Origin of the sequence: Methylorubrum pseudosasae (assembly GCF_029504475.1) — a bacterium.
Lineage (GTDB): Bacteria > Pseudomonadota > Alphaproteobacteria > Rhizobiales > Beijerinckiaceae > Methylobacterium > Methylobacterium extorquens.
The window spans coordinates 1,148,942-1,161,946 of sequence record NZ_JAQGDU010000002.1; the positions used below are offsets into that span (position 1 = coordinate 1,148,942).

At 71.2% G+C, this 13,005-nt stretch carries 10 protein-coding genes; 4 read left to right on the top strand and 6 right to left on the bottom strand.

What is annotated here, in order from left to right; translation table 11 throughout:
• Positions 1–132: 132 nt before the first annotated feature.
• The 3 genes from M2437_RS06260 to M2437_RS06270 all read right to left on the bottom strand — a co-directional run bounded on the left by M2437_RS06260 (position 133) and on the right by M2437_RS06270 (position 5,524).
• The gene (locus M2437_RS06260; protein WP_253386846.1) at positions 133–3,879 is read right to left on the bottom strand and encodes an AAA family ATPase; all 3,747 of its coding nucleotides are present in this window, start codon (positions 3,877–3,879) and stop codon (positions 133–135) included.
• A gap of 11 nt (positions 3,880–3,890) precedes the next feature.
• Positions 3,891–5,138 (bottom strand): exonuclease SbcCD subunit D, encoded by a 1,248-nt coding sequence (locus M2437_RS06265; protein WP_253386847.1) that lies wholly within the window; start codon positions 5,136–5,138, stop codon positions 3,891–3,893.
• A 131-nt stretch (positions 5,139–5,269) separates the two neighbouring features.
• Positions 5,270–5,524, bottom strand: coding sequence for a hypothetical protein (locus M2437_RS06270; protein ID WP_012605480.1), 255 nt, complete (start codon positions 5,522–5,524; stop codon positions 5,270–5,272).
• 341 nt (positions 5,525–5,865) lie between these two features.
• On the opposite strand from M2437_RS06270, the gene M2437_RS06275 reads away from it, so the two are divergent.
• Both M2437_RS06275 and M2437_RS06280 read left to right on the top strand, forming a co-directional pair.
• A complete protein-coding gene (locus M2437_RS06275) occupies positions 5,866–6,783 on the top strand; it encodes a L,D-transpeptidase (RefSeq protein WP_253386848.1) in 918 nt (305 codons plus the stop codon).
• Between the two features lie 68 nt (positions 6,784–6,851).
• A complete protein-coding gene (locus tag M2437_RS06280) occupies positions 6,852–8,732 on the top strand; it encodes a S9 family peptidase (protein WP_253386849.1) in 1,881 nt (626 codons plus the stop codon).
• Between the two features lie 77 nt (positions 8,733–8,809).
• Here the strand turns inward: M2437_RS06280 and M2437_RS06285 are convergent, their stop codons facing one another.
• Together M2437_RS06285 and M2437_RS06290 are read right to left on the bottom strand one after the other, a co-directional pair.
• Positions 8,810–9,157, bottom strand: coding sequence for a hypothetical protein (locus M2437_RS06285; RefSeq protein ID WP_003597301.1), 348 nt, complete (start codon positions 9,155–9,157; stop codon positions 8,810–8,812).
• A gap of 185 nt (positions 9,158–9,342) precedes the next feature.
• Positions 9,343–10,377 carry an alpha/beta hydrolase gene (locus tag M2437_RS06290; RefSeq protein WP_253386850.1) on the bottom strand — a complete coding sequence of 345 codons (1,035 nt, stop codon included), beginning with the start codon at positions 10,375–10,377 and terminating at the stop codon, positions 9,343–9,345.
• 147 nt (positions 10,378–10,524) lie between these two features.
• Here M2437_RS06290 and meaB point away from each other — a divergent pair, with 147 nt between their 5' ends.
• Both meaB and M2437_RS06300 read left to right on the top strand, forming a co-directional pair.
• A complete protein-coding gene (meaB, locus tag M2437_RS06295) occupies positions 10,525–11,514 on the top strand; it encodes a methylmalonyl Co-A mutase-associated GTPase MeaB (RefSeq protein ID WP_012778997.1) in 990 nt (329 codons plus the stop codon).
• On the top strand, positions 11,511–12,128 hold the full coding sequence (locus tag M2437_RS06300) for a pyroglutamyl-peptidase I (protein ID WP_253386851.1): 618 nt from the start codon (positions 11,511–11,513) through the stop codon (positions 12,126–12,128). The genes meaB and M2437_RS06300 overlap by 4 nt, the downstream gene beginning before the upstream one ends.
• Before the next feature lie 113 nt (positions 12,129–12,241).
• Here the strand turns inward: M2437_RS06300 and leuD are convergent, their stop codons facing one another.
• On the bottom strand, positions 12,242–12,847 hold the full coding sequence (gene leuD / locus M2437_RS06305) for a 3-isopropylmalate dehydratase small subunit (RefSeq protein WP_012252105.1): 606 nt from the start codon (positions 12,845–12,847) through the stop codon (positions 12,242–12,244).
• Positions 12,848–13,005 lie beyond the last annotated feature (158 nt).

Sequence of the window (13,005 nt, forward strand, 5' to 3'; positions counted from 1 at the left end):
TGCGAGTCCGACAATGCAGCCGGCGTGCCAACTCTCTCCCCGCTTGAAAGCGACGGTCACGCCCGGATGCGATCACCCCGTGCTGTCGATGCGGGCACCACTGCTTATGAACGATGCAGCGGCGACGCTGCCTCAAACGATGGCAGCGCCGCGATCCACGACCCGGACCACGCTGCGGCCGCTGCCGCGCTTCTCCACCCGGATCTGCACGGCGATGCGTTCCATCATTCCAGCGACGTGCGTGATGACGCCGACCTTACGGCCGCGGCCCTGAAGCGTTTCGAGGGCATCGACGGCCAAGTCGAGGGTCTCGGCGTCGAGCGAGCCGAAGCCCTCGTCGATGAACAGGGTGTCGACGAAGGATTGCCGCCCTTCCAGGCCGGACAGCGCCAGCGCCAGCGCCAGCGAGACGAGGAAGCGTTCACCGCCCGACAGGCTACGGGTCGCCCGCCGCTCGTCGCCCATGTCGCGGTCCACCACATGCAGGGCGAGGTCGGCGCCGACGCTGCGGGCGAGACGGTAGCGGGGGCTCAGGGCACGGAGCTGTTCGTTGGCGAGATGCAAGAGGTGATCGAGGGTCACCCCTTGCGCGAAGCGGCGGAAGCGGTCACCGCCCGCCGAGCCGATGGCCTCCTCGACCCGGTGCCACGTCGTCAGCTCGGCCGTGGCCGCCTCGATCTCCTCTGCGAGGTCGGCGGCCTTGGCGCGGGCGGCTTCATCCCGGCGCAACTCCGCATCGAGGGCGCCGAGGCGTTGCTGGGCCTGCGCCATGGCGTCGGCGAGCCGGGCCGTCTCGGCCTCAGCGGCGGCAACGTCGATCCCGGACTCGGTGTCCAGGGCCTCGACATCCGCGCGGCGGGTGACGAGGGCGGTTCGCGTTTCGGCGGCCTCACGCGCCAGTCGGTCGAGGCCGGCCCGCAGTGCGTCGCGGGTCTCGGTCGGCACGGCAAGCAGCGCGGCCACTGCCTCGCGCCCGCGCTCACCGCAGGCCTGCGCGAAGGCGTCCTCTGCCGAGCTGTGGCGTGCGGCGGCACGCTCCGAGGCCGCGATGGCAGCGGCCTCGTCGGTGACGGCACCGGTCAGCGCGCGGGCGGCCTCGGCGCACGCGGTCTGCGCGGCCTGGAGGGCTTCGCGGGCGGCGCGGCGCTCGTTGTTAAGCCGAGTGCGGTGGGTGCCGGTCGGTTCGCCGCCGAGGAGGCCGGCGCGTTCCGCACGGGCCTGCTTCAGACGCGTCTGCCGTTCCTCGGCCTCCGCGCGGGCCTTCACGGCGGCCCGCGTCTCGGCCTCACGTGAGGATGCCGCGGCGGCCCGTTCGGGCGCCAGGGCGCCGAGCTGCGCCTCCAGGCCGGCCAGTCGGGTGCGCAACGCCGCGTAAGCCTGCCCCAGCCTCGAGACACGATCGGCGCACATCTCCGGCGCCCGATCGAGATCGGTCATACTCAGATCGGCGGCGCTCAGGGCGGGGGCGATCTCATCTGCCAGCTCCGCCACACGCTGGATGAGGGCGGCCCGCGTGCTTTCCGCGCGCTCGGCCGCGAGCCCTGCCTCGGTCCGGCGCCGGGTGAGGGCGTCGAGCGCGCGGGCCTCCGCTTCGGCCCGCGCCTCCGCCGCGTCGCGTTCGCGGATCAGTCCGTCGATCTCGCCGCGCAGCGTCCGCGCCGTGGCAAGCACGTGCAGGGTGGCGTCGCGTTCGGTCCGGGCGGTCGTCCCGGCGGCGGCCAGCGCTGGCGCATCGGGCCCCGGCGGCAGCACGGCCGCGAGGCCAGACGCTTCGAGCGAAGCCAGGAGACCGGGCAGCGTGGCGCGATAGCGGGCAGCGGTGGCCGCTGCCGCCTCGGCCGCGGCGGCGGCGCGCTCCTGGGCATCGTCGCGCCGGCCCTCCGCTGCCGCGAAGTCACCGCGGGCGCGGTCGCGGGCGGCTTGATGCTCGCCGATCCGCACATCGAGTTCGGCGCGACGGGTCCGCATCTCCTCGGCGAGGCGGCCGAGCGCGTCGTCGGATTCGTGGGCGTGGGGATGGTCGGAGCTGCCGCAGACAGGGCAGGGCCCGCCAGCAACGAGCAGGCTGCGCAGGCGGGCGGCCTCGCGCGAGACGCTTTCCTCGGCCAGTTCGGCAAGGGGCGCGATCTCGGCGCGGCGGATCCCGGCCTCGTGCAACGCTTGGTCTTCCACCCCGTAGCGCGCGGCGGCCTCGGTCGCGACCAGGCCGGCTTCCGCCTCGGCCTCCGCAGCGGCGGCCCGGTCGGCGAGCGCCGTGCCGTGGCGTCCGGCCAGGGCGTAGGCCTCGCGCAGGGCATCGAGCAGCCCTTCGAGAGCGGCGCTGCGCGCTTGCGCGGCGGGCTCGGCGAGCGCTGCGAGTGCGGCCTCGCGTTCCGCGCGAGCGCCGGCCAACGTCTCTCGGCGCGCGCGGAACGCGGCGAGGCGGGCCGTGCCGGCTTCCGCCTCGCCGTCGCAGCCGGCAATCTCGGCGCGCCGCGCCACGCCCTCCTTACCGGCCGCCTCCGCTTGCTCGCGCAGCCGCGCCCGTTCACGGATGCGCCGGGCGGCATCGTCGCCGCGTTCGGCCAGCGGCGCATGGCTGCGGTCGGCCTCAAGCTGGCGGGCCGCGGCGTCGCGTGCCGCCCGCGCCTCGTCGAGGCGGCGATCGATCGCGGAGAGTGCGACATCCGCCGCCGCCGCTGCTTCGTTCGATCGGAGGGCCGCCTGCGCGGCAGCCGCGGCTTCCTGCTCGGCGATGGCAATGGTCGCGTCGAGCGCGGCGGCTCGGTCCCATAGCGGCCCGAAGCTCTTGAAGACGGCTTCCGCCGCCTCGTCCCCCGCATTCGCCTCAGCCCGCTTCGCCTCTGCTGCCTCGGCGGCGGCGCGGGCGTCTCGGACACGGGCAGCGGTCGCTTCGACCCGCGCCTGCGCCACGCCGCGCTCGCGGGCGGTCTCGCCCAACGCCTCGGCCCGTCCGCGCAGCGGCTCGACCGCGTCGAGCTCGGCGAGCCGGGCCCGTTCCGGCCCGGCCGCGTCCAGGCTTTCACCCGCCGACACGGCGCGCCGTTCGGCCTCCGCGAGCGCCGTGCGCGCGGCCTCGATCCGGCGGGCTGTCTCGAGGATGCGGCCGACCGCGGCCTGCTCGCCGCGCCAGGTCTCCAGCCCGGCGCGCAGAGCCTCGCGCTCGGCGTTGCGGCTCGACAGGCCCTCCGCATCGAGCAGACCGATCTCGCCGCGGCGGAGCTCCAGGGCCTCGACCGCGCGGCGGTGCTCCTCGAAGCCGAGATGCACCCGCTTCGAGATCTCGGAATAGATCGCCGTGCCGGTGATCTTCTCCAGCAGCTCGGCCCGCTCGCCTTCCGCTGCGAGGAGGAAGGCATCGAACTCGCCCTGCGCCAGCAGCACCGTGCGGCGGAACTGGTCGAAGGTCAGGTCGGTCAGCGCGACCACCCGGTCGAGCACCTGCGTCTTGCCCGCGGCGACGGCGCTGCCATCGTCGAGCCGGTGCAGGCGCCGCCGCTCCGCCTGAAGCTTTCCGGTCGCCCGGTTGCGGGCGCGAAATGCCTCCCAGCCGACGCGGTAGGCGACGCCGTCCTGGCCGATGAAATCGACCTCGGCATACCCTGAGCCCGCGCCCCGGCGCAGGATCGCCCGCCCGTCGCTGGCGCTCAGCGCCTCGCCACCGGGATCGGGCACGTCCTCCCGGCGGCTCACGGCGACGCGGGGATAGCGGCCGTAGAGCGCGAGGCAGAGCGCGTCGAGGATGGTGGACTTGCCGGCGCCGGTCTCGCCGGTGATGGCGAACAGGCCGGTGGCGCCGAGCGGCTCGGCCGCGAGATCGACCGCGAAGGGCGCGGCGAGGCTCGCGAGGTTCTCGCCGCGGATCGCGAGGATGCGCATGCGTTAAAGCCTCAGGCTTCCGCTCGTGCGCGGTGGAACACGTCGAGATGGGCGGGCTCGGGGTCCTCGTCCCACTTGGCGCGGAAGGCGAGGCGGAACAGCTCTTCCGGGTCGCGCTCGGACAGGCGCGGCGGCGGCGCTTCGGATTCCTCGATTGCGATCGCGGTCCGCGGCGGCACCGTCACCCGCACATCGACCACGCGCACCGGAAAGCTCTCGGCGATGCGGTCCACCTCGGCGCGGTAGCCGGGCAGCAATCCCTCGCGGGCGAGCCGCACCTGGATATAGGGCCGCGCCTCCATCGGCAGATCGGGGTCGAGCGCCAGGGCGGTGAGATGATCCCCGAGATCGGCCAGCGGCATGTCGCCCGATGGCGGCAGGCGCAGGAACGGCACGGGGCGGGGGATCGCGATATGCTCGATTTCCGCGGCGCCGGTGCCGAGCGTCACCAGGGTGACCCCGTGGCGGTAGGGCTGCTCGGCCGCCGAGAGCGGGATCAGCGAGCCGCAATAGCGCACCTGTCCCCGGCCCAGCACCTGCGCCCGGTGGAGATGGCCGAGCGCCACGTAGCGCGCTTCGTCCGGAAACACGTCGGAGGGCACGGCATGCTCGCCGCCGACGAGGATGCGCCGTTCCGCCCCCTCCGATTCGAGCCCGCCGGCCACATGGAGATGGCCGGTGACGAGGAGCGGCAGGCCGGCGAGCCGCGGCCGGGCCGCCTCGAAGAGCTGGCCGTAGAGGTCGCGCACCGCCCGCACGATCGGCGAGGTCTCGCCGATGCGAGGCTGCTGGCCGAGCGACGAGAGCGGCGGAAGGCAGGCGGCGGTGGGGTAGGAGACGGCGAGCACCTGCGCGGCCACGTCCCCGTCGGCCGAGCGAACCGGCACGAGGTGCCGCTCGAGGTCGATCGCGCCGTCGCGGCGGCGGACATTGCCGACGACGTGGACGCCGATGGCTTCGAGCAGCGGGCGCGGTGCTTCCAGCCGCCCGGCGGCATCGTGGTTGCCGGCGGTGATGACGATGGTCATGGCCGGCCGCGCCGCGTGGAGGCGCGCCATCAAGGTGTAGAAGCGGGCCTGCGACTCGCCGGACGGGTTCTGGCTATCGAAGACGTCGCCGGCCACGACGAGGGCATCGACCTCGCGCTCCACGACGATGCTCTCGAGACAACCGAACACCGCGTCGTGCTCGCGTTCGCGCGAGAAGCCGCGCAGCGTCTGGCCGATATGCCAGTCGCCCGTATGGAGAACGCGGATCACTGGAGACGCCACTCACCGCTACCGGGGCCGCGACCGTCGCCGCCTCGAGCGGTTTGTAGCGGGTTAGGCCGCCGGCTTCGAGAGCGTCCCGGCCGCAGGCCCGGATCTCCTGTGATTCGTGGGCGACCGGCTCAGTGGCAGACGGTGACCGTCTTCACGATCCAGCCCTCGTCGGCCTGCCAGAGCTTGCGCCGCACGCGGTTGCAGTTGGGGGATTCGGCGGCGGTCCAGGCGGTCTGCGGCCCGAGCGGCTGCGGTGCCGGCTGCGCGACCGCCGTCCGCGCAGGGCGCGGGGGGGCCGCCTTGCGGGCGGCGAGGGCCTCGCCCGGCAGCATCAGGCCGAGGCAAAGCAGTCCGAGCGAAGAGCGGAGGAGGGAGGCGCGCAAGGGAAGGGGTCCGTGGATCGGGCCGAACGGCTACGCTTGATCTAGAGACCGGCCCGGCCAATGCAATCGCCGTCCGCCACAATTCGCCCCGGAATCCGCACCTTTTTTACGAAATCGTTAAAGCCCCTCATTCGGCGCATGGCGGCCGCGCGTGTAACCTTTCGGACACAATGTTCGCACACTTGCCGGTGCAGGAGGCGTGACGGTTGCGATCGGCCCTGACGCACGGCCGCTTCCTTGCTAGGGAGCAAGCGGGGCAGTTCAGCCGGCCCGGATGATCGTGACCGTTTCCCCGTATTCCGGAGACGTTTCCCGGCCCGGCCACTTCGATCGAGCGATCCATGTCAGTTCAGAACCGCCGTAAGCTTCTTCTCGGAGCCATGACGAGCCTCGGGCTCGCGAGCCTGCCGGCGCGCGTCCTCGCCCAGAGTTTCGAAGGGTTCGACGACGACCGTCTTTATCAGGACAGCGCCGGCCAACTCTACCGCCGCCGGGGCGGGCAGTACGTTCCCTATAACGGCCGGGTCAGCAACGGACGGCCGGTGCCGGGCTCGCAGACGGATCTCGACGCCGAGGCCTATGCCCGTCGCCGGGCCGAGCGCTATGGCGAGCCGCCCGCCGCCGAGGCGCCGAACCAGACGCCGCGCCAGCAGCAGGCCGGTTATCCGGTGCCGCCGCAGGAGCCCGATAACGGCCCGATCGACTACACGCGGGCCTACGCGGCGATTGCCAACGAGCCGTTCCCGGTCCAGGCGATCCCTTACAAGAAGTTCGACCCGGTCTTCCTGCGCCAGGAGGTCGATTTCCGCACGAACGAGGCGCCGGGCACCATCGTGGTCGATCCCAAGGCGCACTTCCTCTACCTCGTCCTGCCGAACGGCCGGGCCCGGCGCTACGGCGTCGGCGTGGGTAAGCAGGGCTTCTCGTGGTCGGGCAGCGCCACCGTCAACTCGAAGCAGGCTTGGCCGGATTGGTATCCGCCCAAGGAGATGATCGCCCGCCGGCCGGACCTCGCCCGGGAGGTCGACAAGCTCCAAAGCGGCCTCGGCGTGCCCGGCGGCAGCCGCAACCCGCTCGGCGCCCGGGCCATGTACCTCTGGCAGAACAACAAGGACACGCTGTTCCGCATCCACGGCACGCTAGAACCGCACTCCATCGGCAAGAGCGTGTCCTCGGGCTGCATCCGCATGATCAATCAGGACGCCATCGACCTGTTCAACCGCGTCGAAGTCGGCGCGAAGGTGGTGGTGCTCGGCTGATCCCGCGATAGTTTCCTCGCACGGTCAGCCCGCCTTCGGACGGCGGGCACCCGAAACGAGGAAACATCATGGTCGATCTGATCCCGCGCGCGCATCTCTTCGGCAACCCGACGCGCTACGGTCATCAGATCAGCCCCGACGGGCGCCGCCTCGGTTGGGTGGCGCCCCATGAGGGTGTGCTCAACATCTGGTCGGCGCCGATCGACGACCTCGATGCGGCCGTGCCCGTCACCTCCGACCGGCGCCGCGGCATCGACGCCTACGCCTTTGCCTATGACGGGCGCCACCTGCTCTACGTGCAGGACGCGGACGGCGACGAGAACCACCACCTCTACGCCGTCGATCTCACCACGGGCGAGCGGCGCGACCTGACGCCGATCCCCGGCATCGCCGCGGCGATCGTGGGCCTCAGCCGCATCGTGCGCGACCGCGTGCTCGTCGCGATCAACGACCGCGACCCGCGCTTCCACGACCTGCACAGCATCGATCTCGCCACCGGCGAGCGTAGCCTCTTGATCGAGAATCCGGGCTTTGCCGGCTTCCTTATCGACGAGCGCTACGCCGTGCGCTTCGCCTTCCGCAATCTTCCGGACGGTTCGAGCCAGTTGATCGCCCCGGACGGCGCGAACTGGAAGCCGTGGCTCACCTTCCCGCCCGAGGATGCCCGCGTCTCCGGCGCGGAGAATCTCGACGCTGCCGGCACCGCCCTGTTCTGCCGCGACAGCCGCGGGCGCAACACCGCCGCACTCACCCGCATCGATCTCGCCACCGGTGAGACCCGCGTGCTCGCCGCGCACGAGGAGGCCGATATCGGCGCGGTGCTGCAGGATGCCGAGACACACGAGCCGGTGGCCTACTCGGTCACCCATGCTCGCAAATCCTGGCACGTGCTCGACCCGCGCTTGACCGACGACTTCGCCTTTCTCGAAACACAGGGGCTCGGCGATTGGTATCCGGCGAGCCGCACGGAGGACGATGCGCTCTGGATCGTGGTGGCCCGCGCCGACACCCGCGTCGGCGAGGCCGCGATCTACGACCGGCAGGCAAAGACGCTGCGCTCGCTCGGCAGCGCCCGGCCGGAACTGGAGGGTGCGCCGCTCGCCCCGATGAGCCCGGCGATCATCCGCTCCCGCGACGGGCTCGACCTCGTGTCGTATCTCAGCCGCCCGCTCGATGCGCAGGCCCCCGGCCCGCTGGTGCTGCTCGTCCATGGCGGCCCGTGGGCGCGCGACAGCTTCGGCTTCGACGGCCTCCATCAATGGCTGGCCAATCGCGGCTATGCCGCGCTCAGCGTCAACTTCCGTTCCTCGACCGGTTTCGGGAAAGCCTTCCTCAATGCGGGCGACCGCGAATGGGGTCGGCGGATGGACGACGACCTCAGCGACGCAGCCGCTTGGGCGGTGGCGCAGGGTGTGGCCGATCCGGCTCGCGTCGCGATCATGGGCGGCAGCTACGGCGGCTACGCCACGCTGATGGCGCTAACCCGCAACCCCGGATCTTACGCCTGCGGTATCGACCTCGTCGGTCCGGCCAACCTCGAAACCCTGGTGCGGACGATCCCGCCCTATTGGGAGGCGATGCGGGCGCAGCTCCACCGCGCCATCGGCGATCCTGATACCGAGGAAGGCATGGCAGTGATTCGCGAGCGCTCCCCGGTCTACTTCGCCGACCGGATCAAGGCGCCGCTGCTGATCGTGCAGGGCGCCAACGATCCGCGGGTGAAACAGGCCGAGTCGGACCAGATGGTCGCGGCCATGGAGCGCGGCGGCATTCCCGTGACCTACCTGCTGTTTCCGGACGAGGGCCACGGCCTCGTGCGCCCGGCCAACCGGCTGGCCTTCTTCGCGCGGGCGGAAGAGTTCCTGGCGCGCCATCTCGGCGGGCGCTGCGAGCCGCTCCGCGAGGACGAATCGACTGGGACGTCGATGCAGGTGGTGCGGGAGGGATAGGCGCGCCTCCCGATTTCATGGCCATGCCGGCGGCCTTCGCCGGCATGGCCTGTCTTGATGCGGAGATCCGCGTTCCGTCAGGCGTCGAGGGTCTGATCCTCGTCCTCGTCGTCGATGTCCACGAGGAAGACGATGTCGGCCTCGTCCTCGTCGTCCGAGCCGTCGCCTTCCGCTTCGTGCTGCGCGTCGGGCTCGAAATCGCCCTCGCCGTCATCGGAGGCGAGCGCGTCCTCGAACTCTTCGATCTCGTCCTCATTGGCCTTGCGTACGATCAGGTCCGACGTGCCGTTCCAGATCGGCTGGCCGTCGATCGTCATCGTGCGGATGTCTTCCTTGAAGCCGTCGCAGGTGAACAGGTCGCGGGCGGTCGCCTCGTCGCCGTTGATGACCGCGATCGCCTTGCCGTCGATCTCGAGCGTGAACATCGGGACTGTCCTCGAAAGAGGGAAAAGAGCCGCGGGCCGACGGGCGGCGCTGCGCGGGAAACCCGCACCGGACTGGCCGGGTTCGGCGGCGCTTGTAGGACGCCGGGGCCGGATTCGTCGATGGGCGAAAGCCGCGCGTTCAGGGCAATCGCCGCAAAGCGGCGATCCACGCTCCTGAATTTGCTTCAGGTGCCGCTGCTGCCCCGCGAGACGGCCCGCTTCACGACGGCCTGAACCTCGCGGTTCGACAGAAACAGATCGTGGTTGAAGAGGCCGCCGCCGTAATCCGAGGCATCGGCCACCCGCACGCCCAGAGCCTCCAGGCGCTCGCGGTCGGCGGCACCCGCGCGGACGACGCCGCCAGCAATGGCGCCCGACAGTTCGAGTGCGCGGTCGTTCGTCGCCGAGATGACGGTGATGCGCTTGGCGTCCGGCCCCAGGCGCTCGACGCCGTTGGTGAACAGGTCGATGTCGATGTCGGGCGCGGCGAGCACCACCGCGCCGATCCGGGCGACCGCCGCCTCGCCGGCCTCGGCCCGCAGCATGCGCAGCGTCTCCAGCGTGAGGAGCGTGCCCATCGAGTGGGCGACGATGTGAATGCGCCCGCCGCTCGGCGTGGTCGCCACGGTCTTCAGGAGGTCCTCGAACGCGTCGCGGGACCACAGCGCGCTCTCGCGGTCGTAGCCGTAATCGAAGGTCGCTGCGGCGGAGGGCCATGTGAACAGGGCCGAGGCCCCGTTGAAGCGGATGCCGTCGGAGAGGCGGGCGGCGCTGATCGCGGCCGATTCGAAGCTCTCGCGGTAGCCGTGGACGTAGATCAGCACGTCGCGGCCGAAGGCGGATTGAGCGAAGGCTGCCGCCGCGCCCGACCCCGTCGTGACGGCGCCGACGGAGCGGACGCCCCAATCGCCGCCCACCACCGCCGAAACCTTGCCGATCAGCGAGCGGTCCGGCGCGGTCATGCGCGCCTCGGCAAAGCTCAGGCCCCGGCCGCGCTCCGAGCCGAAGAACGGCGCTTTGGGCGGATTGCCGGCGGCGGGGCGACGGGTGGTGGCGATGAGGAGCACCGGGCTCACGTCGAGCGCCGACTGCGTCTCGCCGACGGCACCGGTGGCGAGCCCGTCCATCACGCAACCCGACAGGGCAGGGGAGAGTCCGGCCACGCCAGCCAACCCCATGAGGCGCAGGAGAGAGCGGCGGGTCGCGTCGGAGGGCTGCATGAGCGGTTTCGAGTCCCCGAGGAATCCCGCTCCGGTGGCAAGCCGGCGCTGGGCGCTCCTCCTTCGCGCACGATCTTGACCGTGGCGGGGCACGATTGGGATTTTGGGTACTCGACGCCCGCGCGACGCCCCGGCATGAAGGGGCCCATGAGCGCGACCCTTCCCGACATGGACACACTCCGCGAGCGGCTTCTGGCCGGCGACCGAGCGGCGCTCGCCCGCGCCATCACGCTGGCCGAGTCGCGCCGGGCCGATCACCGGGCGGCGGTGCGCGACCTCATCGACGCGGTGCTGCCGCAGACGGGGCGGGCGATCCGCGTCGGCATCACCGGCGTGCCGGGCGTCGGCAAATCCACCACCATCGATGCGCTCGGCTCGCTCCTGACCGCGGCGGGCCACAAGGTGGCGGTGCTCGCCGTCGATCCGTCCTCGACCCGCACCGGCGGCTCGATCCTCGGCGACAAGACGCGGATGGCGCGGCTCGCCATCGACCGCAACGCCTTCATCCGGCCCTCGCCCTCCTCGGGCACGCTCGGTGGCGTCGCGGCCAAGACCCGCGAGACCATGCTGCTGTGCGAGGCGGCGGGCTTCGACGTGATCCTGGTCGAGACCGTCGGCGTCGGCCAGTCGGAGACGGCAGTGGCTGACCTCACCGACTTCTTCCTCGTGCTGATGCTGCCGGGCGCCGGCGACGAGCTTCAGGGCATCAAGAAGGGCATTCTCGAACTCGCCGACATGATCGCGGTCAACAAGGCCGACGATGGCGACGGCGAGCGCCGGGCGAGTGCCGCCGCCTCCGAGTACCGCGCCGCGCTCCACATCCTGACGCCGCCGTCCGCCACTTGGACGCCGCCAGTGGTCACGATCTCGGGCCTGCACGGCAAGGGACTCGATTCCCTCTGGAGCCGGATCGAGGATCACCGCGCCAAGCTCACCGCGACCGGCGAGATCGCAGGCAAGCGCCGCGAGCAGGACGTGAAGTGGATGTGGGCTCTCGTCCACGAGCGGCTGCACCAGCGCCTCGTCGGCAGCGCCGAGGTGCGGCAGGCTACCGCCGAGGCGGAGCGGGCGGTCGCAGGCGGCGAGCACTCGCCCGCTGCCGGCGCCGACGCGATCGCGACCCTGATCGGGTTGTGAGCGGTCTGCTCATCACGGGCTTCGGCCCGTTCCCGACCGTGCCCGACAATCCGAGCGCCCGCCTCGCGCGGCGTCTGGCGGCCTCGCCGCATCTGCGCCGCCTCCTCGGCCACGCGCCGGACTGCCTCGTGCTGGAGACGCGCTATGGCGCCCTCGACACGCAACTCGCACCGGCTCTCGCGAGGCGGCCGCGTGCCGTGCTGATGATCGGCGTCGCCGCGCGCCGCTCCCGCGTCTGCGTCGAGACGCGGGCGGTCAATCGGGTCAGCCGGCTGTTTCCCGATGCGAGTGGGGCGGTGGGGCGCTTCCTCGCCTTCGATCCGGATGGCCCGGCGCAGCGGCGGAGCGGGGCGGCGGCGCAGGTGCGGGTCGCCCTGAAACGCGCCGGACTCGATGCCGCCGCGTCACGCGATGCCGGACGCTACCTGTGCAACGCCTCGTATTATCGGGTGCTGGCGACGGGGTGCCCGGCGGTTTTCGTGCACATTCCGATGCCGCCGCGCACCCGGCGTCCGAAGGCTGGCGGAGGCCGCCGGCCCGCGCTCGATCGATGGACTGAGGCCTTGATCGAGGCGGCGCGGGTGCTCGCCCTGCGGGGCAGGGCGTGGCCCTAAAGCGCATTCCGACGAAGTGGTCACCGGTTCGGCGAAAGAATGCGCGTCAAAACAAAGACCTAGAGCCGTATCCGACCTGATGCAATCAAGTCGGATACGGCTCTAGCGGCTGTTTAGGCCCATTCGCGCTGAGCGAGCTTCGCCTCGTAGGCGTCGATCGCCGGAGCCTTCTGGTCGAGCGTGAGACCGATCTCGTCGAGGCCGTTGAGCAGGTTGTGCTTGCGACCCTCGTCGATGTCGAAATGCAGGGTGCCGCCGTCGGGGCCCTTGATGGTCTGCGCCGCCAGATCGATCGTCAGCGTCGCGTTGGCGCCGCGTTCCGCATCCTGGAACAGCTTCTCCAGATCCTCCGGCGAGACAACGATCGCGAGGATGCCGTTCTTGGCGCAGTTGTTGAAGAAGATGTCGGCGAAGCTCGTGGAGATCACGCAGCGGATGCCGAAATCAGCCAGCGCCCAGGGTGCGTGCTCGCGCGAGGAGCCGCAGCCGAAATTGTCGCCGACCACGAGGGTCTTGGCGTGGCGGTAGGCCGGCTGGTTGAGGACGAAATCGGGATTCTCCGAGCCGTCGTCGTTGTAGCGCATTTCCGAGAACAGGCCCTGCCCCAGCCCGGTGCGCTTGATCGTCTTGAGATACTGCTTGGGGATGATGCGGTCGGTATCGATGTTGATGATCCGCATGGGCGCGGCGACGCCCTCCAGGGTCGTGAACTTTTCCATCGGTCTTCTCGAAATCGTCGTCGGCGGCCGGGTATCAATCCTGCGGCCTTGTGCGCCGGTATTTAGCAGTCCGAGCGCCCCACCGGTAGCCGCTGCGTTTCAGCCGGCATTGCGCTTGCGTTATGATAGGATGGGTCGCGAAGGGGGATAGCGAGACC

Bases quoted from the DNA above. Each gene is read 5' to 3' on its own strand.
- M2437_RS06285 (WP_003597301.1), bottom strand. From the start codon at position 9,157: ATGTTCACGCTCGAGATCGACGGCAAGGCGATCGCGGTCATCAACGGC.
- meaB (WP_012778997.1), top strand. From the start codon at position 10,525: ATGAGCGCGACCCTTCCCGACATGGACACACTCCGCGAGCGGCTTCTG.
- M2437_RS06290 (WP_253386850.1), bottom strand. From the start codon at position 10,377: ATGCAGCCCTCCGACGCGACCCGCCGCTCTCTCCTGCGCCTCATGGGG.
- M2437_RS06260 (WP_253386846.1), bottom strand. From the start codon at position 3,879: ATGCGCATCCTCGCGATCCGCGGCGAGAACCTCGCGAGCCTCGCCGCG.
- M2437_RS06275 (WP_253386848.1), top strand. From the start codon at position 5,866: ATGTCAGTTCAGAACCGCCGTAAGCTTCTTCTCGGAGCCATGACGAGC.
- leuD (WP_012252105.1), bottom strand. From the start codon at position 12,847: ATGGAAAAGTTCACGACCCTGGAGGGCGTCGCCGCGCCCATGCGGATC.
- M2437_RS06280 (WP_253386849.1), top strand. From the start codon at position 6,852: ATGGTCGATCTGATCCCGCGCGCGCATCTCTTCGGCAACCCGACGCGC.